Here is a 23,136-nt window from a genome sequence, read left to right as displayed (position 1 = left end):
GGTGTGCTGCGTGGTGCAATCTGGCGCGCGTGCGCAGCATTTGCCCACGCGCCGGATGTCACGCACCCTTGAAGGAAGGCGCCGGTCCCGCCGTGTTCACGCCGCCAGCGGCAACAGCAAGGTCACGCACAGTCCGCCGTGTTCGCGGTTGTGCAGCGAGATGCGGCCGCCGTGCGCTTCGGCGATTTCGCGCGTCAGGGCAAGGCCAAGACCTGTGCCATTGCGCTTGGTCGAATAGAACGGCATCAGCGCGTTGTGCAGTACCGCTTCGTTCATGCCGTTGCCGCGGTCGAGCACTTCGATGCGTAGCCATTGCGGCACGCGCGTGACGCGCAGGGCGACATCGCTGTTGGGTGGCTGCGCTTCGCTGCAGGCTTCGTGGGCGTTTTTCAGCAGATTCAGCAGCGCCTGCTCGATCTGCGCTGCATCGATGCGGCTGGAGACATCGGTGAGCATGCCCTGCACCTGGAACGGAATCTGTTGCTGCAAGCGCTGCAGAAATGGCGCCCATTCGATGGTCTGCAGCTGCGGTTGCGGCAATTTGGCAAAGCGCGCATAGCCGCGGATAAAGCCTTCCAGGTGACGCGCGCGTTCTTCGATGGTCTCGAATACCGTGCCCAGGCGATCGGTGCGTTCGCGGCGCAGCAGCTCGGCACCCGAATGCGCCAGCGAGGCGATCGGTGCCAGCGAATTGTTCAATTCATGGCTGATCACGCGGATGACTTTTTTCCAGGTCTGCACTTCCTGGCGGCGTAATTCGGTGGTCAAGGTGCGGATCAACAACAGCTCGTGCCCGCGTCCGTTGATGTGAAAGCTACGCCGCGACAGGTGATAGATCTGCTCGTCTTCTTCGTCGTCGCCATCTTCGCGTACCGCGAACAGGCAGTCCCCGCCACGCGCCAGGGCGTCGCGCAATTCGGCCGGCATGCGGTCGAGCACATCGTCCAGGTGCTGGCCTTCCAGCTTGCGTCCGTCGTACAGCAGTTTGCGTGCGGCATTGTTGGAAAACCCGATCCGCCGCAGGCCATCGCCGCCAGCGACCACCAGCAGCATGGCCACCGGCGTGTTCTGCAGCATGGTGTCGAGCATCAGCTCGCGCTGTACCAAATGGCTACGCTGGGCACGCAGCACATCGCCAAGTTCGGCATGCGCCTGCACCAGTTGCGCCAGTTCGTCGTTGCCGCGCCAATACACGCCGAAGTTGTATTCGCCATCGCGGTAGCTGCTGGTGGTGCCGGCCAGCGCGCGAAACAGCGAGCGCATCGGCGCAGTGGCGCGGGTGAGGCTGAACCACATCGCTGCCAGCAGGACGAGGACCGAAATCGCCGCCACCTGCCAGCCGCGGTCCAGCCAGTACGCCATGAACCATGGGAATGCAGCGGCCAGCGCAAGCACCGGCAGCAAGCGTAGAAACAGCGAAAACGTGAAAGAGCGGTTCCGCATACGAAGGTTCATTCCGAGCTGATGCCGTAGCGGTCCATGCGCCGATACAGCGCCTGCCGGCTCAATCCCAGCTCGGCGGCCGCTTGCGCGATCACACCTTGCGCGCGTGCCAGCGCCTGTTCGATACGTGCGCGATCCGGCTCGCCTGCCGCCGGCGCCGCCAGCCGTGGCGCGGGTGCACGTGGCAGATTCAGATCGCCCGCTTCGATACGCGCGCCCTGCGCAAGCAAGGCGGCGCGCTGCAGCACATTGCGTAGCTCGCGCACGTTGCCGGGCCAGGCATGCCGTTGCAATGCATCGCGCGCCTGCGGCGACAGCGGCTTTTCACCGGCAAGGAAGTGCTCGGCCAGCGGGCCGATGTCGCCGGGGCGTTCGGCCAGTGCGGGCAATGCGATTTCCACCGTGTTGAGCCGGTAATACAGATCCTCGCGAAAACTGCCGTCGCGGATCATCGCCGGCAGATCGGCATTGGTGGCGCTGATCACGCGCACCTTGGCATGGCGTTCGCGGTTGGAACCCAGCCGCTCGTAACGGCCGGTTTCCAGCACGCGCAGCAACTTCATTTGCCCTGCCAGGGGCAGGTTGCCGATCTCGTCGAGAAACAGGGTGCCGCCATCGGCCGCTTCGAACTTGCCTTCGCGCGCCTTGTTGGCGCCGGTGTAGGCGCCGGCTTCGGCACCGAATAATTCGGCTTCGATCAATTCGCCTGGCAAGGCGCCGCAGTTGAGTGCAATGAACGGGCCATGTTTGGTGGTCGAATTGGCCTGGATGATCTCGGCAATCTTTTCCTTGCCGCTGCCATTGGGGCCGGTGATCAGTACCGGCAAGTCCGAGCGTGCGACCTGACAGGCGAGGGCGATCGCGCGCTCGCTGGCCGGATCGGCGAACACCGCGCCGCGCAGGTCGTAGCGCTGGGTCAGCTGCTCGCGGCCACGCCATTCGCGTTCGCGACGACGTTCCAGCTCGCGCCGCGCCTCGGACAATTCCAGCAGGTTGTTGACCGTGGTCAGCAGCTTGGTGTCGTCCCAGGGCTTGGCGATGTAATCGGCCGCACCGGCCTTGACCAGGCCCACCGCGCTGCCCAGATGCGTCCAGGCGGTGAGCAGGATCACCGGCAGGTCCGGGTGACGCTGACGCAGTTGGGTAAACAACGCCTCGCCTTCTTCGCCGGAGGTGGTGTCGGCGGTGAAGTTCATGTCCTGGATCACCAGATCGAACGCCTGCTCGTCCAGCAGCGCCAGCCCGGCCTGCGGCGAATGGGCGTGCCGCGCCTCGATGTCGTGCAGCGAAAACAGCACCTCCAACGCAGTGGCAACGGCCGTGTTGTCGTCGATGATCAGGATGTGCGGCATCGCATTGCTCAAGAGGGCGCGGGAGGGATCGGCACAGAATACTGGCAACACGCAGCGACAACGCGCCGCTAGGCAGGGGCGCGGCCAGATCGTCGGGCGGCAACGGCGGCGGACTCAAGCGCCCGATGCAGGGTGAGCCGGCTGTGTGCCGGCAGGGCGCTTGGTTATGGAGCCGTGGGCGGCAACAGTGGTGTGTACATGGCCGCGGTCCAGATCAGATGCACCTGCACACCATCGCGCATGACATCCACGGCGATGGGGTTGCCTGCCGCGGCGTGCAGCGCCGCCAGCAGTGTTGCGACTGCGGTGATCGGGGTCCGGCCCACCGTGCGCACGCGGTCGCCGCGTTGCAACTGCAGGCGTAGCGAAGCGCTGGCCTGGGTCACCAGCAATCCGTCGCTGCTGGCGACGAGCTCCAGGATCTGGTCGTTATGGCGCCAGTTCAGCCGGGTGTCGTCGATGGCGAGCGCCTCTTGCACCGAAGCGCTGGACGAGGCCGACGCCGCGTGCGCCTGCGTTGTCGCATGGGCCTGGCCGGGGTGAAAGAGACAGCAGGCCGTCAGGGCGATCAGTGCGGATGTCGCAAGAGAGCAAGGCATGAGGGAATCCGGTTCGTAACGATGGTGGAAACGCACGGTGGATGGCGAGCGTGGCTGCTTCCCCGCCGCCGAGTGACAGGGAAGCGGCCATCATGCACTGCGGGTGGCAACAGCCGGTGGCACTGCGGCTGCGCGCCGGGCCGGCCAGAACACCGCCAGCTGGCCGAGCATCCACAGCAGCAGCGCGCCGATCGGCAGGTAGATTGCCGGCAGTCGCGGCAATTCATAGCGTGCCATCAGCCAGACGTTGATCGAGTAGGCCATCAGCATGCCGAGCACGATGCCGATCGAGGCGAGCAGGAAATTCTCGATCTGGAAGTAGCGCAGGATCTGGCTGCGCGTTGCACCCAGCGCACGGCGGATACCGATCTGCTTGGTGCGTTGCTGCACCCAGAAGCTGGCGAGACCAACGATGCCTAGCGCAGTGACGATCAACAGGGCGATGCACACCGCTCCAAGCAGCCAAATCATGGCGCGGTCATTACGGAAATACTTTTCGCGGATTTCGGTGTAGGTCTGTTGTTTCAGCACCAGCCGGCTGTTGTCCACTTTCATCAAGGCCGCCACTGCCGCCTTCAGCACTTCCGCCCGACGCAACGGATCGGTGACACGTACGACGTATTGCCCATCGGTATACGGTGGACGGATAGGCAGCAGCATCGAATATTCCTTTGCCGACAGTCCATTGACATTGTTCGGCCGCGCCAGGGTGCGCACGATTCCGACGATACGCAACGGGACATCGCCGGAGTAGATGGTCTTGCCGAGCGCACCGTGGTCGGGGAACAGCTTGTCGGCAGCGGCCTGCGTCAGAATGACCGCCGCACCCTTCTTGCGGACCTCATCGTCGTTATCTGCTTTTTCCTGGCTGATGTATTCGTCGGGGCTGAAGTCGCGACCGGCATTTAATTGCAGGCCAAGTGCGTCCAGGCTGCCTTCGCTGACCAGATACTGCGCGGCATTGAGCGTGGGGCGTTCCTGCTCCGGGGTCAGGGTCAGCCCGGTGTTGGACGAGTAATCGACGAAGGGGATCTGATTGGTGATGACCGCATTGCGTACGCCGGGTACCGCGCGTAGCGCTGCCAGATCCTCCCGAGTACGTGCGTCGGCATTGGCCTGCGGGCCGATGCCGTCCAGCTGGATGCTGAGCAGCTCCTGTTCGGCGATGCCGCTGGGAGTCTGGAGCGTGTCCAGGCGATTGCCGATCAGGAACAGCGAATTGCAGATGATGGCGCAAGCCAGTGCGATCTCGAGCACGATCAGTGCGGCGGCCGTCTTGTGGCGGCGCAAGGTGGAGATGATGGGTCGGATGTCCATGGGCTGACCTTGAAGATAGGAAGCGTGGCTCACCGCGGTGCGGCGGGCAGGAGGTTCAGGACGACTTCAACTGCAGCGCCGGTGCGACCTGGATGGCGCGCCAGGAAGGCAGGATGCCGGCGAGCAGGCTCGCCGCGATCGCAATGGCGAACGTCAGCAGCAGCATCGTGAGATCCAGGTGCGCCAGCGCGGCGTAATCCACCGGTTGCTGACGCACGGCCCACAGCCCCAGCCATGCCAGCACAAGTCCGCCGATGCCGCCGGCCAGGCCGATGGTCCCTGCCTCCACCAGGCACTGCGCAAAGATTGCGCCGCGCGAGGCTCCAAGCGCGCGCCGCACACCAATTTCTCCGCTGCGGCGCAGGAATTTCGCCAGCAACAGGCCGACCGTGTTGAGCAGGCACACCAGCAGAAAGCCCATGGCCAGCCACAGCTGCAGGCGGACGTCGCTGGGAACCACCTTGTTGTAGTCCAGCCACTGCATCACGTTGCGCAGGCGCACATTGTTGGGCCGGGTAAAGCGCCCGGCGGCACGTTGTTGATCGGAATAATTTTCGAGGTAGGCCTTGTAATCGCTTGCCTGCTTGGCGCTCTCCAGCTCCACCCAGTACTGCACCCAGTTGCAGGGTGCATTCAGCGCGGTGGTGTCGCCTGCTTCGACCTTGCCGGAACAGTTGGTTCCGCCGTAGTGGCTCAATTTCAGATCCATCGCCGTACTGAACGGCACATACAGCTGTTCGTTCGAGCCGTAGGTGTCTGTGATGTCGTAGAAGCGTGGGTTGATCTTCCAGGTATCCAGGACGCCGACGATACGGAAGGTGTTCTTGTCCACGCGCACGTCGCGCCCGACGCTGTTGCCACCGTCGAACAGCTTTTCGTTCAGCGACTTGCTGATCACCGCAACACGTTCGTGCCGCTCGTCGCTGGTGCTGGACCACGCTTGGCCGTAGAGCAAGGGCACATCGAACATCGTAAGGAAATCGGCCGAAGTGAAACGAGCGTTCAGCTTGAAAGGACTCAATCCGCTGCGCTGTGGCTCGATCGCGACACTGCCGCCTGACATCATCGCCTGACGCATGGCGCGCTTCCCACGCAGCAGCGCCTCGGCGTCGAAGCGGGTGGACTGGTAATCGGGCTCGTCTCCCGGTTGATAGCCGGACTTCGGTTGCGCATCGACCTGCACATAGAACAACCGATCGCTCTTCTGCGGAATCGGGTCGCCCGACAAGACATGGAACACTGTCAACGTGGTCATGCTGGCGCCGATGCCCAGCGCAATGGCCAGCACCATCAATGCGGTGAGGACCTTGTTGCGACGGAAGCTGCGCACCGCAAGATTGAAGTAGTAGCCGAACATGGGTGAGCTCCTCAGTCGGCCAGGGTTGCAATGGCGGCAGGAGCGCGCAGCAGGCTGGGATTGCGTTCCAGGTCGGTGGCTTGGCCGTCGACGATATGCACGTTGCGCTGCGCGCGTGCGGCCAGTTCCGGGTCGTGGGTGACCATGACGATGGTGGTGCCCTGGCTGTTGATCTCTTCCAGCAGTTCCATCACCCCGCGCGCCATTTGCGAATCGAGGTTGCCGGTGGGTTCGTCGGCCAGCAGCAGGCGTGGACTGCCTGCCAGCGCGCGCGCAATCGCAGCACGCTGCTGTTGCCCACCGGAGAGTTCGGTGGGGTAGTGACGCAGGCGCGAGCCCAGGCCGACCTTGGTCAGTGCCTCTTCGATACGCTGCGTGCGCTCGGCTGCCGCCATGCCGCGATAACGCAGCGGAACATCGACGTTGTCGAACAGGTTGAGGTCGGGAATCAGATTGAAGCCCTGGAAGATGAAGCCGATCTTCCGGTTGCGCAGACGCGAACGCGCGTCGTCGGAGAGATGGCTGACGTCTTCGCCATCGAGCAAATACTGCCCGCTGGTGAAGGTTTCCAGTAGCCCGGCCAGGTTGAGGAAGGTGGTCTTGCCCGAACCGGAGGGGCCGGTGACCGCGACGAACTCGCCTTCGCGCACATGCAGGTCCAGCGACCGCAGCGCATGCGTTTCCACCTGTTCGGTGCGGAAGACCTTGGAGACCGCTTGCATCTTGAGCATTGCCGATTCCTTTGCGAAGAGAGTGTGCGACGGGTGGGAATGAGTGAATCAGTGCACGGTGACGCGCGGCGCGTCGCCAAAGTTGTCTGCGCCGGAGACCACCACGCGGTCGCCGACCTGCAGCCCGGACAGCACCTGCACTTCGCCCAGGCTGCTGACACCGAGCGTGACCGGGCGCCGCGCGGCGGTGTTGCCATCCATTACGTAGGCATAGCTGCCGCCGGATTGTTCGACGAAGGGGCCGCGTTCGACCTTGAGCACGTTGCGGCGCGTGTCCATCAGCACGCGTGCGCTCATGCGCTGGCTCTGGCGCAGGCCCGGCGGCTGCTTGTCGGTAAAGCGGATGCGCGCGGTGACTTCGCCGTTGACCACTTCCGGCGACACCGCCGAGATGGCGCCGGCGAACGGCTCGCCGCTGCCGCTGGTGAGCTGGGCCGGCATGCCGATCGCCAGATCGCGGGCGAAACTTTCCGGCACCTTGATCTCCACTTCGAACTTGGACAGATCCACCACGCCCAGAATCGGCGCGTTCGCAGCCACCTGGGTGTGCTGCACCGCCTGCACCTGGCCAACCTGGCCATCGAAGGGCGAGCGCAGCGTGAGCGCGTCCACCTGGCGCTGCACCTCGGCCACCACGGCGCGTTGGCGGTCTGCCAGCAGGCGCTTGTTGCGCGAATCCAGGTCCGCGCCCTGGCTCTTCAACGCGGCATCGCGCTGGGCGTGCTGCAGGTCGATGTCGGTCTTCTTCAAGGTGTCCTGCGCCTTGGCCAGCTCCACCTGCGGCACCGCGCCACCATCGAAGCCGCGCTGGTAGCGCTCCAGGTCGCGCGCGGCGGCCTGCTTGTCGATCCGGGCCTGGTCGGTGAGTTTGCTGGCGTTGGCACGCGCCAGGGTGGCATCCAGGGCGGCGCGGCTGGATTCGGCCTCCAGGCCGGCCAGGGTGGCCTGCTCCTGCGCCAGCTTGCTGCGCAGCTCGGGGCTGTCGATGCGCGCCAGCTCCTGGCCCTGCTTGACCACGTCGCCGGCCACCACGCTCAGCGTCACCGTGCCGGCCGAGATGGCGTACAGCACCGGGCTGTTGGCGGCGATCACGCGGCCGTCGGCGGCGATGTCGCGGACCAGGTCGCCCTGGGTGACCGTGGCAATGCGCACGCGGCCGGCGTCGAACGAGCGGCTGCCGGCGCTCCATGCAGTCACGGCCCAGCCGATGCCGGCCAGTACCGCCACCGCAGCGGTGCCAGGCCACAGCCAGCGGCGCCACGGCGCGCGCTGGGCGGGTGTACGGAGAACCTGGTCCTGGGCAGAGGTATCGCGAATCATGGTCGGCTGGCTCGGTGGCGTCACTGCGATAAAGCAGGACCCGTGCCAACGTTCAAGTCATTGATGGATATGGTTTTTACGGCGTGATCGCCAGTGTCCGCAGTGTCCGCGGACACTGCGGGCGGACACGCTGTCCGGGCATGGTCATGCAGCGGACAAGAGCGGACACGCTAAAATGTCCGACTTCTTTTGCGAGAGCTGTCTTATGTGCGGCATTGTCGGAGCGATCGCCGGGCGCGACGTGGTCCCGGTCCTGATCGAAGGACTCAAGCGGCTGGAATATCGCGGCTATGACTCTTCCGGCATTGCAGTGCTCGACGGCGCGCAGGTGCGCCGGGTGCGTCGCACCGGGCGGGTGGCCGAGATGGAACAGGCCGCGCAGGCCGAACAGCTGGGCGCCACGCTGGGCATCGGCCACACCCGCTGGGCCACCCATGGCGGCGTCACCGAAGCCAACGCGCACCCGCACATCAGCGCCGGCGTGGCGCTGGTGCATAACGGCATCATCGAAAACCACGAGGAGCAGCGCGAAAAATTGCGCGCGCTGGGCTACACCTTCGAGTCGCAGACCGACACCGAAGTCATCGCGCATCTGATCCATCATCATCTGGGCAGCGCCGGCGACCTGCTCACCGCGTTGCAGCGCACCGTCAAGGAACTCACCGGTGCCTACGCGCTGGCGGTGATGAGCCAGGCCGAGCCGCAACGCTTCGTTTGCGCGCGGATGGGCTGCCCGTTGCTGATCGGGGTAGGCGAGGGCGAGAACTTCGTCGCCTCCGACGTGTCGGCGATCGTGCAGGCCACGCGCCAGGTGATCTTTCTCGAAGAAGGCGACACCGCCGAATTGCACCGCGATGGCGTGCGCATCTTCGATGGCAACGATGCGCCGGTGGAGCGCCCGTTGCACCTGTCGGACGTGTCGCTGGCCTCGCTGGAACTGGGCCCGTTCCGGCATTTCATGCAGAAGGAAATCCACGAGCAGCCGCGCGCCTTGGCCGACACCATCGAGGCGGCGATCGATGCCAAGGGGTTCCCGGCATCGCTGTTCGGCGACAACGCAGAAGCGGTGCTGCGCGACATCGAAGGCGTGCAGATCCTGGCCTGCGGTACCAGCTACTACGCCGGCATGACCGCACGTTACTGGATCGAAGCCATTGCCGGGCTGCCGTGCAGCGTGGAGATCGCCAGCGAATACCGCTACCGCGCCGCGTATGCCAACCCGAAGCATCTGATCGTGACCATCTCTCAGTCGGGCGAAACGCTGGACACGATGGAAGCGCTGAAATACGCCAAATCGCTGGGGCATTTGCACACGCTGTCGATCTGCAATGTGCCGGAAAGTGCGATCCCGCGCGCCAGCGAGCTGGTCTGCTACACACGTGCCGGTGCCGAGATCGGCGTGGCCTCGACCAAGGCCTTCACCACCCAGCTGGCGGTGTTGTTCCAGCTCACCATGGTGCTGGGCAGATTGCAGGGCCGCATCAGTGACGCCGAAGAAGCGCAGTACCTGGAGCAGCTGCGCTTCTTGCCCGGCAGCGTGCAGCATGCGTTGAATCTTGAACCGCAGATCATGGCCTGGGCCGAACGATTCTCGCCCAAGCAGAATGCGCTGTTCCTCGGTCGCGGCCTGCATTATCCGATTGCATTGGAAGGCGCGCTCAAGCTCAAGGAAATCTCCTATATCCACGCCGAAGCGTATCCGGCCGGCGAGTTGAAGCATGGGCCGTTGGCATTGGTGGACGCGGCGATGCCAGTGGTGGTGATCGCACCGAATGACCGCCTGCTGGAGAAGGTCAAATCCAACATGCAGGAAGTGCGCGCACGTGGCGGGGAGTTGTTCGTGTTCGCCGACCAGGACAGCCACTTCAGCGACTCCGAAGGCGTGCATGTCATTCGCACCCCACGCCATGCCGGCGTGCTGTCGCCGGTGATCCACACCATCCCGGTGCAGTTGCTGGCCTACCACACCGCCCTGGCCCGGGGCACCGATGTGGACAAGCCGCGCAATCTGGCCAAGTCGGTGACGGTGGAATAAGCGCAGCCGCACTGCCAGCTGCACGCATCGCCAGCTACGTGCAGTCGGTGCACGCACGCAGTGCAAATTCCACTCTGTCGCTGTCATGTTCCAGGATGGCGATTGCTGGCACCCTCGTGCTGGCCGCGCTGGTGCGCAATGCGCGAGGTTCAGTCCCTCGCCAAGCGGTTGCCGGCATCGTGCCTTTGCACGTAGCGATGCCGCTTCCACGAAATGGCCGTATCCCTCCGGCAAAGGTTAACAGCACTGCCAGCGGCCGCTCCTTGGCGCTCCACCACAGCCTCTGCCGCCGCAGTGGCCCAAGTTATGCATAAGCTCCTGGTGAGGGTCCACACCACGCAGGAGGACGTATGCACGAGTCTTTCAAACAGGGGGCGCCGGCCGAGTTGTGGCAGGCGTTGGTGCGCGAGGCGGGGCAGCGGATCGCGCGTCCGCTGGACGAATCGCGCGAGCACTATCTGGTGTTCGTGTTGCTGCGCTTCCAGCGCGATGCGCATCTGCTTTCGCGCACGCAGGCGCTGGCATGGCTGCATGCGCAGGACCAGATCGGTAGCGTGCGGGCCGACGCATTGCGTGACGTGGGCGACGGCTGCCTGCTGATTGCAGGCCTGTTTCCCGGCGTGGCGCAACGCCGGCGCCTGAGTGTGGATTACTTCATCGACCTGGGCAGGGGCGCGTATTCCGAAGTGGCCGACACCCGCTGCAGCGATGCAGGCCTGTTCGCGCAACTGGCCCAGAGCTATCGCGAGCTGGTGCGGATATTGGCCGCTTTGCGCACGCCACGCGACTGGCAACCAGGCCCAGGCGGAATCCTGCATGCCTAAGCAGTGAGCATCTGAGGGGCGGTCCCCACACATGCGTGGGGACCGCCCCGACTGCGATGGCTGCCGTGTGCGGGCACACTATCCCTGCAGGACGATCGGCCGGGTGTGTTGTGCCATTACCCGTCGATCAGCGCCCTGCATGTTGGAAGCCGTCGTGTGCGAGCGGTGGCGCATCGGTCGCGCTGCATGGGGGACATGCAGCGCGTCGTACTTATCCATAGGGACAGGGATTCATGAAGACGTGTATCGCGGCGGTGCTATTGGCACTGCCGGGGCTTGCTGTTGCGCAAGACGTGCCGCTGGGCTATGCCGGCCAGGGCGGAATGACGCTGCAGGAGATCGACCCTGCCATTTATGCGTATCACTACGACCACGGATTCGTGGGCGAAGATGCGCTGGGCTGGGATCCTGCGCTGCAATTCGCCTGGTCGCGCATCGCCGCCGCCAAGGTCTGCGCACAGCAATCGCCGTCCGATGCATTGATCGGCAAGCTGGTCGAGCAGTACGGCAAGGATGCCGTAGTGCACCAGATCAACGGCATTGGCTTCCATGAAGCGCAGATGCGGGCTGCTGGTACGTTCTGTACCGCTGCGCGCGTGAGCGAAGCCACTGCGGTGGTGCCTGCGTTTGCAGGCGGGGATTTCTCCACTGCAACTGCGTATGCGGCTGCTGCAGTTGCAGGTACTGTGGCGGTCGCCGCAACAGATGCGCAACCGAGCACGCAGTCCGATGCAGGCGTTGTCGTGGCGCCCTCGGCAGATTGGGCCCTGCAGCTCCCATTGCATTCCAGCATGCGCGTGGGCTCGAACGGCCTGCCCAACGGTGATGAGATGCTGCGTGTGGTGCGCCGCGGACATACCGGGATGGTCGTCGGCTTGCAGATCGCCACCAGCCTGTTCGCGCGCGGTGTTGCGGTCTCTGCCTTCGGAAAAGATCAGCTAAAAGGCGAAAAAATGCAGGCCTTGGGAAATCCTGGCTATCAATTGCAGCGCGATGCGGTCAACGCGCATTTGAAGACCTACTTCACCGGGCATCCGCGGGCCGTACCGGCAGAACCGTTCCCCTTGCAGGTGCTGATGTCGGACTGGCTGCTGGTATATCAGAGCCTGGCCGATACCAAGTCGCCTTACGAACTGCGCTACGCGGTGACCATCGGTGGGGAGCGCAGCGGCTTTTTGAAGCGCAAGGCGAGCCCGGTCAGCATGGACTGTGCGCCGACACCGCGCACCGCCTCGCTGGAAGAATGGGAGGCCAACGACTACGCACTGGTCAAGCAAGCCGCGCAAGCCTACAGCGACGAATGCGCAGCGAAATTCGCCGAGCAATTGCCGCAGTGGTTCCCTGACAGAGAAGCTGTTGCGACGTCCAACTGACGGATCAGCCCTGTAAGTGCCGGATATCCGTCGCCTGAGGTGATCCGAGAAAATCCAGTCATGCAGGCGTAAACCAGAAGGGGCACCGATCCATCGATCGGTGCCCCTTCTGGGTTTCTATTGCACCAAGATCAACCGACGCTGCGTGCCTGGCTGCGTTGCTGCTCGTGCTGATCTTGAACCTGGGTTTGCGTTTGCGCTTCCTGGCGCACCGCATTGCTGCTCTGCTCCAGCGGCCGTTCCGCAGCGGTTGCCTTTTCGGTATAGATCCGCTGATGCGCCGGGTCGGTTGGCTGACCCTGCACGGCGAACAATCCGTTGCCATCCTTGCTCTGCGCCACCATGTCGATGCGTTGCATGCCGCTGACCTTGGCTTCGAAGGTCATGTGGCCGGCCGCATTTACCAACTGCTGCCGATTGGCGAAGGCATTCGGACCGAGCTGTTCCAGCTTGTTGACGGTCTGATTGAACAGCGGGTGGTCGGGGTTGGTTTTCTCCGACAGCAGTGGCGTCTTTTCCGCCTGCTTCAACGCAGCCTGCGTATCGCGGCCCACCACGCCATCGTCCTGCAAGCCATGCGCTCGTTGGAATGCCTTGACCGCGTCGCTGGTCCGTTGGCCATAGGCACCGTCAGCCTTGAGTTCGTGACCGCCTGCGTCCTTGTACCCCAGCTGCTGCAGCGTCTGCTGCAACGTGCGCACTTCTGCGCCACGCGCATTTTCGCGCAGGACACCTGGCGCTTCCGCGGCGGCGTGTGCCTGGCTGGGTTTGTGCTCGGTCGCTGCATGAGATTGCTGCTTGTCCTGGCTGCGCTCCTGCAGCAGGTCGCGCGCCTCGGACAGCGGGTCGCTCGCATACAGCTTGACGCCCTTGGCGTGCTTGCGCTCGAGGTAGGAATCCAGCGAACTGAGCTCAACACCCTCGCCGCCACGAGATTGGCTGATTTTGAGCTGACCATCCTTGGGGTCGCGCACCACCATCGTGATGTGGTCGATGCCCTTGTAGCGCCCCTTGTCCCAACTCTGCGGGCCATTGTCCTCGCCGATGATCATGCCTTCTTTGAGGCTCTGGGCAGTGACGTCCTTGCCCTGGATCAGCACGCCGGAGCGCAGCTCCGCCTTGCGCAGCAGTTCGGATGCACTGTCGAAACCGGGGCTGAACTTTTCGTCCTTGGTGAAGATGGCCTTGCCGGCGCCCTTGTTGATCTCGTCCATGGTCGCGTTCTGCATCTCGACCACCCAACCAGAACAATCGACCCTGCCTTTATCCGGATCTTTCGCGCCCAGGCCGTATTTGACGTGGTCGTATTTATTGGTGAGGTCATACGCCGCGTGGAGCGCGATGCCTTGCGCCGCAGGTTTTTCCGGCTGGGCAGGTGCGGAATGCGCCGGAGCAGCGTGCGAGGGGGCCTGCTGCGCGGCCGAAATCGGCTCGATGCCTTTTTCAGGAATACGGATACGGTCCATCTTCGTATCCCAGTACTGCACGAAGGTCTGTGCCATGTCCTTGTCGGACATGCGCCGGAACGTCGCCGCATCGACGCCGGTCAAGGACTTCAGCTCTTTCTCGCCGACATTGTTGAGAATGTTGGCGCGCGTGCTGTCCAGGCCAAAAGATCCCGTGGCGATCGCGGTCTGCAGAGAGCGGTAGCCACCGGCGCCCTGCTGATGGGCCAGGTACATATCCAGGCCATCGGGTTCCGGCTTGCCCGAAAGATACGGCCGCCCATCGCGTTCGTGTCGATTGACCAGGCTCGTCCGGTTATCCAGATACAGCCGCGCTGCTGCATCGGTGTTGACCACTGCGTCCAGCTCGCGTCCGGCAATACCGTACTGCTGGGCGGTTGGCGGCGTGAACTGGAACAGTCCTTTCGCACCACCGGGGCCGCGGTTGGCCAACTCGTCGAAGGCGCCGCCAGTCTCTACGTGGGCAAAACGCAGGAAGTCGTCACGCGGAATATTCCGCTCGGCCGCTTCGCGTTCGATGATGTCGAGCACTTGGGCTCGTGAGTAGTTCGTCGGCATCGCTCAAGGTCCTTGATTGAGTGCTGCAGCCACGCGGCTGCAGCGGTACGCCGCCCGAACCAATTCCTTTGGTCCTGTATTAAGGGGTCGGCAAATACGATTTGCTGGCCGCATCGTAGCGATATTCGACCGTCGCGTCACCCCCGCTGGTCGGCGGATTGGCAGAGACGGTGACCCGCAGCGCGGGCAGGCCCGGCTGCTTGACGAACGCAAGCGTGCTGCTGTTCTTGACGCAGGCAATCTTCCCGGGTGCATCTTCGCCACAGTTGGCGCTGTTGTCCTCACCCGCGGGAATGTTGCCGATATAGGTCCAATGCTTGTCGTTGACGTTCTCGGTTTCCTTGGGGTTGAACACGAGTGCGTCGTAGGAAAGGATGCGTACGCCCGACTGCAGGCTCCAGGTCGGCACGGCCAGCACCAGCCGGCTGTCGTCGGTGACAAAGGTCTGCGGTTGACGCGTCGTGTCGACCGTGTTGCCCTGTTCCATGCCACCGAATTCGCCGATGTAGGGCTCTGCGCCGAGCAGCTTCCATGGCGTCTTGCTCCCCGGTTCGCTGGTCACGAAAGTGGCATGGGCCAACGTCACCTTGGTGCCGGGCGCGGGAGAGTGGTCCTCGCTTTCTGTGCCGAAGCGCTCGGGCGTTTCCCAGGCGAAGCCGGTGTAATACCGCGTACCGCCGAGTTCGAACTGAAAGCCGTACCAATAATGGATCCAGCTGCCGTTGGCGACCTCGTAGGAGGTTGCGCCATCGCCGTCCACGTTGCTGATGAAATACAACACGCTGTCGGTCCGCGGCGGTTGCAATTGCTGGGTCGATCCCTGGGTTGCGTCCTGCATGGGAGATGCATCCTTTTGTGACGGTTTTTGGGGAGTGCCGGCCGCGGCCGCGGCGGTCTTCGGAGCGGTGGCGTCCGGTGGCGCCTGCGTGCAGGCGGCGATCGTTGCTAGCGCAAGGACCAGTGAAATCTTCCTGACGAGCATTGGGGTGCATCCATTGCGGAGGGCGGCGAAAGTCTACTCCAGCCAGCCGTTGTGTCCAGTCGTCGCACCGGGACCGGCGGTTCCCCGTACGCCGTCGTGGCGCGGGGCTTTGACGTCGCGGATGCGTTGCGTTCGGCCTGCGCATCCGCCGGTTGCCATTGCCGTGCCCGTCGACGCCCAGCTTGCCGCTGGGCGGCGGACTTACGCCAACGGCGTGTTGGAAATGATCTCCACCCAGTAACCGTCCGGGTCCTTGATGAAGGCCAGGTGCTTCATGCGGCCGTCTTCCAGGCGTTTTTGGTATGGCACGTCGAGGCTGTCGAAGCGTGCACAGGCAGCATGGATATCCGGCACCGAAATACAGATATGGCCGAAGCCGCGCGGGTCGCTGTTGCCGTCGTGGTAGACCGGGCCGTCCTGGGTTTCGGTGCCGTGGTTGTGGGTGAGTTCGAGCACGCCGGGGATGCCGGCCATCCACAGGCGACGCTGTGCGTCGTCATCGGGAATGGCCGTGCCTTCGGGCAGCAGCGCGAGAAAATACAGGCTGAATTTTGCGTCGGCAAAATCGCGTGCGTCGAGCAGGCGGAAGCCCAGGACGCGCGTATAGAAATCCAGCGACCGTGCTGCGTCCTTGACGCGCAACATGGTGTGGTTGAACACGAAGCCGTGCGTGTCGGCGGGCGCGGCATTGGCGCCTGGTACGTGTTGCAGATCGTTCAAAGGCATGGCGGTCTCCTGAGTGTGAATTGCGGATGCGGCGTGTTGCGCGAATGGGCGATGTTAGCCAGGGCAGGGTTGTCGGCGTGTCATGGGCCAATGGCAGCGGTTTGAATGCGCCGGCGTTGAAGGAGGGCGCCACCTGCAGCTGCCCGTGCACGATGCCACTGTCTCAAAACCACACGCGCACACCGGCAACGAAGCGGCTGTCGCGTGCGGGGGCAGCGTCCATCGCGGCGCGCTGTGCGCTATCGCCAAAGCTGCGGCTGTGCACCCAGCCGATGTACGGCGCGAAGCGGCGGGTGATCTCGTAGCGCAGGCGCAAGCCAAGTTCCACCTCTTCCAGGCCGCTGCCAATGCCGCGGCGGTTGTCGTCGGTGAGCGCGATGTCGGCTTCCGCACGCGGCTGCAGGATCAGGCGGTTGGTCAGCAGGACCTCGTATTCGCCTTCCAGCCGCAACGCCGCGCGGCTGCCAGTGCCTACATACAGCGTTGCTTCGGTTTCGAACTTGTAGGGCGCCAGGCCTTGCACGCCGAAAGCCGCCCAGCTGCGATGTGCGCCTGCGCCGATGTCCTGGCGCGCGCCCACAAGCAGATCCCACCATGGTGACATGGCATGGCCATAGAACGCTTCCAGCGAGCCGGATTCGGTGCGTCCGTCGTGTCGTTCGCCCTCGCTGTGCAGCCAGAGCCGGTCGATGTCGCCGCCGATCCATGCACGTGACTCCCAGGCCTGGCCGCTACCGCGATCGGTGTTGGAAGCCTCCAGCCGATCGAGCAGGACATAGTGGTTGATCCCTGCCGAGTGCATCGCATGCGTGTGCAATGGTGCGAATGCAGCGGCGATGTCGTCCGCCGTGGGTGGGGGAATGGGGTCGCGTGGAAGTGGGTGATTGGGTATCCCGGTGGGTGATGCAGGAGGTTGTGCAGGGTGTGTGGACTGCGTGTGGTGCATCTTCGAGTGATCCATCGAAGCGTGATCCATCGCTTGGTGGTGCGTGGCCGCAGCGCCCATCGATCCATCGCCCATGGACCCATGCTTCATCGATTCATCGTCCATGGCGCCAGTGCCCATGTCAGCGTGCGACATGTGAGCGTGGTCCATGTGGGCGGCCTGAGATGACGCAGGGCTCGTATGCGCGCCATCGGTCATTTGCATCGCCTGGTCCTGCATGTCCCGCGATGCGTCCTCCATCGCATCGTGCTGATGCTCCTGTGCAACCGCAGATGCGCTCGCCAGGAACGCAGCAGCCAACCAGGCCGTTGTGCGAAAGCGGCTCATGCCTCCACCCGCACTTCGCGCATCATCCCCGCTTCCATGTGGTACAGCAGATGGCAGTGATACGCCCAGCGGCCGAGCGCATCGGCACGCACGCGGTAGGTGCGGCGGGTGCCCGGCGGCATGTCGATGGTGTGCTTGCGTACCTGGAAGTTGCCGCGCGCATCCTCCAGGTCGCTCCACATGCCATGCAAATGGATGGGGTGCTGCATCATGGTGTCGTTGACCAGCACGATGCGCAGCCGCTCGCCGTATTGCAGCCGCAAGGGCTGCGCGGAAGCGAACGCGATGCCATCGAAGGACCAGGCGAATTTTTCCATGTGCCCGGTCAGATGCAACTCGATGTCGCGCCCGGGTTCGCGTCCATCCGGATCCTCGAACAGGCTATGCAGATCGGCGTAGCACAGCACGCGGCGGCCGTTGTCGCGCAGGCCCACGCCGGGGTCGTCCAGGCGCGGTGCAGTGGCATTGCTGCGCATGTCGATCAGCGGGTTGCCGGTTTCGCTGGCCGGATGATGCGGCGCCTTGTCGGGCGCCTGGGCATCGTCGTGCGAGTGCATGGTGTGCATCCCATGCGCCGCCAGCATCCCGGGCACGCCGTGCATTGCGGGCAGCGCGTGGTGCATCCCCTCGCCATGCCCCATGTCCTGCATGGTCAGGATGGCGCGCCGATCCAGTGCGGGAATCGGCGCCTGCAAGCCGGGTTGCACTGCCAGCGTACCGCAGGCAAAGCCGGTGCGGCCCATGTCCTGCGCGAACAACGTAAACGCATCCTGGCCGAGCGGTTCGACAATCACGTCGAAGGTCTCGGCCGCGGCGATGCGCAGTTCGTCCACGCTGACCGGATGCACGTACTGCCCGTCGGCGGCCACCACCGTCATGCGCAGGCCAGGAATACGGATGTCGAAATAGGTCATCGACGCGCCGTTGATGAAGCGCAGCAACACCTTTTCGCCTGGCTTGAACAACCCGGTCCAGTTGCCGGCCGGGGCGACGCCGTTGAGCAGGTAGGTATAGGTGTTGGCGTTGACGTCGGACAGATCGGTCGGGGTCATGCGCATGCGCCCCCACATGCCGCGGTCGGCCAGGGTGGCACGCAGGCCGTCTTCTCGCGCATCGCGTAGAAAATCGCCGACGGTGCGCTGTGCGTAGTTGTCGTGGCTGGGCATCTGCTTGAGCCGGCGGAACAGGGCGGCCGGGTCCAGATCGGTCCAGTCCGAGAGCAGCACCACATGTTCGCGATCGTGCCGGTACGGCGGCGGCGTCAGCGGGTCGATGACGATGGCGCCATACAGCCCGGACTGCTCCTGAAACATCGAATGGCTGTGGTACCAGTAGGTGCCGGACTGGCGCAGCGCAAAGCGGTAGTGATACTCCTGGCCCGGCGCGATTCCGTCGAAACTCATGCCCGGCACACCGTCCATATTGGCCGGCAGCAACAGGCCATGCCAATGCACCGACGTGGGTTGGTCGGTCAGCGCGTTGCGCACGCGCACGCTTACCGTGTCGCCCTCGCGCCAGCGCAGGGTGGGCGCCGGCAGGCTCTGGTTGACCGTGATTGCGGAGCGGGGGCGGCCGGTGAAGTTCACCGGCAGGCGGCCGATCTGCAGCGACTGGCTGCTTCCGCGCAGCACAGGCGGGTTGGCCTGGGCGGCGGCGCACGCATCGTTGCGCCACAGGCCGCTGGCGGCAGCGACGCCGCCCAGGGCCAGGCCCTGAACGAAACGGCGCCGGCTCAGGCCGCTGGCGGTCGAGCCGTGGGAAAACGAGGAATCGAAAGACATGACATCTCCTGCGCGCTCCATCGGCAAGAGATGGGCGCAGCGCACAACGTAAGAGATCCCGCGCAAGCACGCGCAGGGCCGAGGACAGCCAAGGCAGGGCCGTCGGCGCTCAGGCGATGGGAGGTCGTACCGGTTGGTCGGGCAGCGGGCTGCCGCGCCCCTCGGTCAAGGTGTCCGGCAACGCCGGGTGGCCGGGCAGGCCCGCGGCGACGCCAGGCAAGGTCAACAAGGCGAGGCTGGCGTGCTGCAGGCAATCGCAGCTGCCCAGCTTGCAGCAGTCGGGCGCGTGCGCATGCGTGGCCTTGTCGTGCAACTGCATGGCAGTGGGCGGATGCATGGCCTGATGGCACGGCAGCGCTGCCGGTGACTCGCTGTGCGTGGTTGCGGCGGTGCCTGCTGCCATGGCCGCGGCAGGCATCGCGCCCGTCGTCATTGCCGGCATGGCCATGCCCACCGACGCCCACGCGCCGGTGGCCGTATTGGCAACCAGGCACAGGCATAGCAGCAGGCGGAGCAGGCGATGCAGCACGGACAGTCGAGGCAGTGACAGGTGCAGCGAGCATAGCATCGGCCCCCGGCTGTCCGCCGGATGCACGGGCTGCGTAGGCGGGCAGGCGAGGGCGGTAGAATCAAGGCTACTTTTGCAGCCAAGTCCTGCCATGTCGCAGCGCCAGTGGGTGGCCGCCGCCATCCAGAAGATCGAGGCCGATTTCAATCGTTCGGCCGACACCCACCTGATTCCGATGGAACTGCCGGGCTATCCGGGTATCGACCTGTACTTCAAGGACGAGTCCAGCCACCCGACCGGTAGCCTCAAGCACCGCCTGGCGCGCTCGCTGTTTCTGTACGCGCTGACCAATGGCTGGCTGCGCGCCGGGCGCCCGGTGATCGAGGCGTCCAGTGGCTCCACGGCCATCTCCGAAGCGTATTTCGCGCGTTTGCTCGGCGTGCCCTTCATCGCGGTGATGCCGGCCTCGACCTCGCCGGAGAAGATCGCCGCGATCGAATTCCAGGGCGGCCGCTGCCACCTGGTCGAGCGCGCCTGCGATCTGGACAGCGCCTCGCACCAGCTCGCACGCGAGACCGGCGGGCACTTCATGGACCAGTTCACCTACGCCGAGCGTGCCACCGACTGGCGCGCCAACAACAACATCGCCGAATCGATCTTCAAGCAACTGGCCGAGGAGCCGCACCCGATCCCGGACTGGATCGTGTGCAGCCCCGGCACCGGCGGTACCAGCGCCACCTTGGGCCGCTATGTGCGCTATCGGCGCCATGCCACCCGCATCCTGTGCGCCGATCCGGAAGTGTCGGTGTTCTTCGACGGCTATTGCCGCGCGGTGGACGGCCAATGCCCCAAGGAGCTGGCCATCACCGGCGGCTCGCGCATCGAAGGCATCGGCCGCCCGCGGGTGGAATCGAGCTTCATCGCCAGCTGCGTGGATGTGATGATCAAGGTGCCCGATGCGCTGAGCCTGGCGGCGATGCGCCACGTCAGCGCCACGCTGGGCCGCCGCGTCGGCGGCTCCACCGGCACCAACTTCGTCGGCGTGCTGCAGGCTGCCCGGCGCATGCGCGACAAAGGCCGGCAGGGCTCCATCGTCACCATCCTGTGCGATGCCGGCGAACGCTACGCGCACAGTTATTACGACCCGGCCTGGTACGAGGCGCGCGCGATCGATGTCAGCGACAGCGATGCCGCCATTGCGCTGGCCGTGAACGGCGGCGATCTGCCTGCCCTGCCTTGTGCGGCGCTGGAATGATCGCCATATCCACGACGTAGGCATCAAGGCGCTGCGCCCACCGCCACGCCGGTGCGTTCGGTGTCCGCAGTCGGCAGGTACAGGTGGGCACCGTGCCTCGGTTGCGGGCTCACCCTGCTGACGGTTGCGCGCCACGGTGTGCCTGCCACGTTTGCCGATCTTTGAATCCACTCATCCAGTCCATTGCCGGAGCGCTCCATGACCAACCCGCTGCTCGATCTGTCCGGACTGCCGTCCTTCGATGCGATCCGCCCCGAACACGTGGGCCCGGCGATCGACCAATTGCTCGCCGAGGCCGAGGCGGCGGTGAAGGCAGCCGAGCAGGTCAGCCCGGTGCGTTGGGACAGCTTCGTCACCCCGCTGGACGATGCCACCGAGCGGCTATGGCGTGCGTGGGGGCAGGTGGGGCATCTGCAGGCGGTGGTCAACACGCCCGAACTGCGCGAGGCCTACAACAGCAACCTGCCCAAGGTGAGCCGCTTCGGCAGCGCGCTGGCGCAGAATCTGGCGCTGTATGCGCAATACAAGGCGCTGGCGCAATCGCCGGAAGCCGCACACTTCGATGAGGCGCGTCGCAAGGTGCTGGAAAATGCGCTACGCGATTTCCGCTTGGGCGGCGCCGAACTCGATGATGCCGCCAAGGCGCGGTTCGCGCAGATCCAGGAAGAACTCTCGGCGTTGGCAGCCAAGTTCTCGCAGAACGTGCTCGACGCCACCGATGCATGGTCGTACGTGACCGAAGACCAAACCCAGCTGTCGGGGCTGCCGGCCGAAGTGATTGCCGCCGCGCGCGCGGCTGCCGAAAAGGACGGCGTATCGGGCTGGAAATTCACCTTGCAGATGCCGTGCTATCTGCCGGTGCAGAGCGATGCCGACAGCCGCGACCTGCGCGCGCGGCTGTATCGCGCCAATGCCGAGCGCGCGTCCGAATTCGGCGATGCCGCGCTGGACAACAGTGCCAACATCGATCGCATCCTGGCCCTGCGCGCCGAGTTGGCACAGCTGCTCGGCTTTGCCAGTTACGCCGACTATTCGGTTGCCACCAAGATGGCGCAGAGCCCCGACGAGGTGATGGGCTTCCTGCGCGACCTGGCCGCGCGTGCCAGGCCGCATGCACAGCGCGACCGCGCCGAACTGGAAGCCTTTGCGCGCGACGAGTTGGGCCTGTATGAACTGCAGGCCTGGGATCTGGCCTATGCCTCGGAAAAACTCAAGCAGGCGCGTTACAGCTTTTCCGAGCAGGAGGTGAAGCAGTATTTTACCGAGCCGAAGGTGCTGGCCGGCCTGTTCGATGTGATCCATCGCTTGTACGGGCTCACCGTCAAACCCGACAGCGCGCCGGTGTGGCACCCGGATGTGCGGTTTTACCGGTTGGAAGATGCGCAAGGCGCCCTGGTTGGCCAGTTCTATCTGGACTTGTACGCGCGCGAAGGCAAACGCGGGGGCGCGTGGATGGACGATTGCCGCAATCGCCGCAACACCGCCAACGGCGTGCAGACGCCGCTGGTGTATCTGGTGTGCAACTTCGGCCGCGGCAGCGGCGATGCACCGGCCACCTTCCGCCACGGCGAAGTCACCACGCTGTTCCATGAAATGGGCCACGGCCTGCATCAGTTGCTCACGCGCATTGGCGAGCTGGGCGTGGCCGGCATCAATGGCGTGGAATGGGACGCGGTGGAGCTGCCCAGCCAGTTCATGGAAAACTTCTGCTGGGAATGGGAGCGGGTGCAGGCGATGACCGCGCACGTGCAGACCGGCGAACCGTTGCCGCGTAACCTGTTCGACCGCCTGCTGGCGGCGCGCAATTTCCAGAGCGGCATGTTCACCGTGCGTCAGCTGGAATTTGCCTTGTTCGACATGCAACTGCACAGCACCTACGACCCGGCACAGGACAGCGTGCTGCACTTGATCGAGCGCGTGCGCGACGAAGTGGCGGTCAATCGGCCGCCGGCATGGAATCGCTTCCCGCATCAATTCAGCCATATTTTTGCCGGCGGCTATGCGGCCGGCTATTACAGCTACAAGTGGGCCGAAGTGCTCAGCGCCGATGCTTACGCCGCATTCGAAGAAGCGCCCGACCAACTGGAGCAGACCGGCGCACGCTTCCGCGCCGAGGTGCTTGCGCGTGGCGGCAGTCGTCCGGCGGCGGAGAACTTCCGCGCTTTTCGCGGTCGCGCCCCGACCATCGATGCGCTGCTGCGACATAACGGCATGGCCGGATAAGGCGCAGTCTGTC

General features: G+C 64.6%; 18 protein-coding genes. 5 read left to right on the top strand and 13 right to left on the bottom strand.

Features of this window, described 5'->3' with window-relative positions; translation table 11 throughout:
* Positions 1-96 precede the first annotated feature (96 nt).
* From FLG15_RS18035 to FLG15_RS18005, 7 genes are all read right to left on the bottom strand, one after another.
* Entirely contained in the window at positions 97-1,443 is a 1,347-nt protein-coding gene (locus FLG15_RS18035) for a sensor histidine kinase (protein ID WP_057679267.1), read from the bottom strand.
* Between the two features lie 8 nt (positions 1,444-1,451).
* A complete protein-coding gene (locus tag FLG15_RS18030; RefSeq protein ID WP_033478207.1) occupies positions 1,452-2,795 on the bottom strand; it encodes a sigma-54-dependent transcriptional regulator in 1,344 nt (447 codons plus the stop codon).
* Between the two features lie 164 nt (positions 2,796-2,959).
* A complete protein-coding gene (locus FLG15_RS18025) occupies positions 2,960-3,274 on the bottom strand; it encodes a hypothetical protein (protein ID WP_057679266.1) in 315 nt (104 codons plus the stop codon).
* A gap of 210 nt (positions 3,275-3,484) precedes the next feature.
* Positions 3,485-4,711 (bottom strand): ABC transporter permease, encoded by a 1,227-nt coding sequence (locus tag FLG15_RS18020; RefSeq protein ID WP_017155229.1) that lies wholly within the window; start codon positions 4,709-4,711, stop codon positions 3,485-3,487.
* A 55-nt stretch (positions 4,712-4,766) separates the two neighbouring features.
* Positions 4,767-6,068 carry an ABC transporter permease gene (locus FLG15_RS18015; RefSeq protein ID WP_057679265.1) on the bottom strand — a complete coding sequence of 434 codons (1,302 nt, stop codon included), beginning with the start codon at positions 6,066-6,068 and terminating at the stop codon, positions 4,767-4,769.
* A gap of 11 nt (positions 6,069-6,079) precedes the next feature.
* Entirely contained in the window at positions 6,080-6,799 is a 720-nt protein-coding gene (locus tag FLG15_RS18010; RefSeq protein ID WP_057679264.1) for an ABC transporter ATP-binding protein, read from the bottom strand.
* 48 nt (positions 6,800-6,847) lie between these two features.
* Positions 6,848-8,119 (bottom strand): efflux RND transporter periplasmic adaptor subunit, encoded by a 1,272-nt coding sequence (locus FLG15_RS18005; protein ID WP_057679263.1) that lies wholly within the window; start codon positions 8,117-8,119, stop codon positions 6,848-6,850.
* A gap of 205 nt (positions 8,120-8,324) precedes the next feature.
* On the opposite strand from FLG15_RS18005, the gene glmS reads away from it, so the two are divergent.
* The 3 genes from glmS (at position 8,325) to FLG15_RS17990 (ending at position 12,351) form a co-directional block, all read left to right on the top strand.
* On the top strand, positions 8,325-10,154 hold the full coding sequence (gene glmS / locus FLG15_RS18000; RefSeq protein ID WP_057679262.1) for a glutamine--fructose-6-phosphate transaminase (isomerizing): 1,830 nt from the start codon (positions 8,325-8,327) through the stop codon (positions 10,152-10,154).
* 350 nt (positions 10,155-10,504) lie between these two features.
* The gene (locus tag FLG15_RS17995) at positions 10,505-10,978 is read left to right on the top strand and encodes a hypothetical protein (RefSeq protein ID WP_005914723.1); all 474 of its coding nucleotides are present in this window, start codon (positions 10,505-10,507) and stop codon (positions 10,976-10,978) included.
* Positions 10,979-11,211: 233 nt separating this feature from the next.
* The gene (locus tag FLG15_RS17990) at positions 11,212-12,351 is read left to right on the top strand and encodes a hypothetical protein (protein ID WP_057679261.1); all 1,140 of its coding nucleotides are present in this window, start codon (positions 11,212-11,214) and stop codon (positions 12,349-12,351) included.
* Positions 12,352-12,482: 131 nt separating this feature from the next.
* Here FLG15_RS17990 and FLG15_RS17985 read toward each other — a convergent pair whose 3' ends face one another.
* From FLG15_RS17985 to FLG15_RS17960, 6 genes are all read right to left on the bottom strand, one after another.
* Positions 12,483-14,348: an XVIPCD domain-containing protein gene (locus tag FLG15_RS17985; protein WP_150147736.1), complete on the bottom strand. Its 1,866-nt coding sequence runs from the start codon at positions 14,346-14,348 to the stop codon at positions 12,483-12,485.
* A gap of 106 nt (positions 14,349-14,454) precedes the next feature.
* Complete coding sequence (locus tag FLG15_RS17980; RefSeq protein WP_057679259.1) at positions 14,455-15,213, bottom strand: hypothetical protein; 759 nt, start codon at positions 15,211-15,213, stop codon at positions 14,455-14,457.
* A gap of 345 nt (positions 15,214-15,558) precedes the next feature.
* On the bottom strand, positions 15,559-16,083 hold the full coding sequence (gloA, locus tag FLG15_RS17975) for a lactoylglutathione lyase (RefSeq protein ID WP_057679258.1): 525 nt from the start codon (positions 16,081-16,083) through the stop codon (positions 15,559-15,561).
* 163 nt (positions 16,084-16,246) lie between these two features.
* Positions 16,247-17,356 carry a copper resistance protein B gene (locus FLG15_RS17970; RefSeq protein ID WP_057679257.1) on the bottom strand — a complete coding sequence of 370 codons (1,110 nt, stop codon included), beginning with the start codon at positions 17,354-17,356 and terminating at the stop codon, positions 16,247-16,249.
* Positions 17,353-19,158 (bottom strand): copper resistance system multicopper oxidase, encoded by a 1,806-nt coding sequence (locus tag FLG15_RS17965; protein WP_057679256.1) that lies wholly within the window; start codon positions 19,156-19,158, stop codon positions 17,353-17,355. Before FLG15_RS17965 ends, FLG15_RS17970 begins: the two co-directional genes overlap by 4 nt.
* 88 nt (positions 19,159-19,246) lie before the next feature.
* Complete coding sequence (locus FLG15_RS17960; RefSeq protein WP_057679255.1) at positions 19,247-19,705, bottom strand: CopL family metal-binding regulatory protein; 459 nt, start codon at positions 19,703-19,705, stop codon at positions 19,247-19,249.
* Positions 19,706-19,796: 91 nt separating this feature from the next.
* Here FLG15_RS17960 and FLG15_RS17955 point away from each other — a divergent pair, with 91 nt between their 5' ends.
* Together FLG15_RS17955 and FLG15_RS17950 are read left to right on the top strand one after the other, a co-directional pair.
* A complete protein-coding gene (locus tag FLG15_RS17955) occupies positions 19,797-20,900 on the top strand; it encodes a PLP-dependent cysteine synthase family protein (protein WP_057679254.1) in 1,104 nt (367 codons plus the stop codon).
* Between the two features lie 198 nt (positions 20,901-21,098).
* Entirely contained in the window at positions 21,099-23,123 is a 2,025-nt protein-coding gene (locus tag FLG15_RS17950; RefSeq protein WP_057679253.1) for a M3 family metallopeptidase, read from the top strand.
* Positions 23,124-23,136: the final 13 nt, after the last annotated feature.

The sequence above is a fragment of the Xanthomonas phaseoli pv. dieffenbachiae genome, from assembly GCF_008639345.1.
Taxonomy (GTDB): domain Bacteria; phylum Pseudomonadota; class Gammaproteobacteria; order Xanthomonadales; family Xanthomonadaceae; genus Xanthomonas; species Xanthomonas phaseoli.
The sequence above is the reverse complement of the archived record's forward strand: the minus strand, read 5'-3'. Positions and strand labels throughout refer to the sequence as shown.

Coding starts and splice junctions, on each gene's coding strand:
- FLG15_RS17960 (WP_057679255.1), bottom strand. CDS start 19,705: ATGCTATGCTCGCTGCACCTGTCACTGCCTCGACTGTCCGTGCTGCAT.
- FLG15_RS17965 (WP_057679256.1), bottom strand. CDS start 19,158: ATGGAGCGCGCAGGAGATGTCATGTCTTTCGATTCCTCGTTTTCCCAC.
- FLG15_RS17950 (WP_057679253.1), top strand. CDS start 21,099: ATGACCAACCCGCTGCTCGATCTGTCCGGACTGCCGTCCTTCGATGCG.
- FLG15_RS17995 (WP_005914723.1), top strand. CDS start 10,505: ATGCACGAGTCTTTCAAACAGGGGGCGCCGGCCGAGTTGTGGCAGGCG.
- FLG15_RS17980 (WP_057679259.1), bottom strand. CDS start 15,213: ATGCAGGACGCAACCCAGGGATCGACCCAGCAATTGCAACCGCCGCGG.
- glmS (WP_057679262.1), top strand. CDS start 8,325: ATGTGCGGCATTGTCGGAGCGATCGCCGGGCGCGACGTGGTCCCGGTC.
- FLG15_RS18035 (WP_057679267.1), bottom strand. CDS start 1,443: ATGCGGAACCGCTCTTTCACGTTTTCGCTGTTTCTACGCTTGCTGCCG.
- gloA (WP_057679258.1), bottom strand. CDS start 16,083: ATGCCTTTGAACGATCTGCAACACGTACCAGGCGCCAATGCCGCGCCC.
- FLG15_RS17955 (WP_057679254.1), top strand. CDS start 19,797: ATGTCGCAGCGCCAGTGGGTGGCCGCCGCCATCCAGAAGATCGAGGCC.
- FLG15_RS17970 (WP_057679257.1), bottom strand. CDS start 17,356: ATGAGCCGCTTTCGCACAACGGCCTGGTTGGCTGCTGCGTTCCTGGCG.
- FLG15_RS18005 (WP_057679263.1), bottom strand. CDS start 8,119: ATGATTCGCGATACCTCTGCCCAGGACCAGGTTCTCCGTACACCCGCC.
- FLG15_RS18030 (WP_033478207.1), bottom strand. CDS start 2,795: ATGCCGCACATCCTGATCATCGACGACAACACGGCCGTTGCCACTGCG.
- FLG15_RS18020 (WP_017155229.1), bottom strand. CDS start 4,711: ATGGACATCCGACCCATCATCTCCACCTTGCGCCGCCACAAGACGGCC.
- FLG15_RS17990 (WP_057679261.1), top strand. CDS start 11,212: ATGAAGACGTGTATCGCGGCGGTGCTATTGGCACTGCCGGGGCTTGCT.
- FLG15_RS18015 (WP_057679265.1), bottom strand. CDS start 6,068: ATGTTCGGCTACTACTTCAATCTTGCGGTGCGCAGCTTCCGTCGCAAC.
- FLG15_RS18010 (WP_057679264.1), bottom strand. CDS start 6,799: ATGCTCAAGATGCAAGCGGTCTCCAAGGTCTTCCGCACCGAACAGGTG.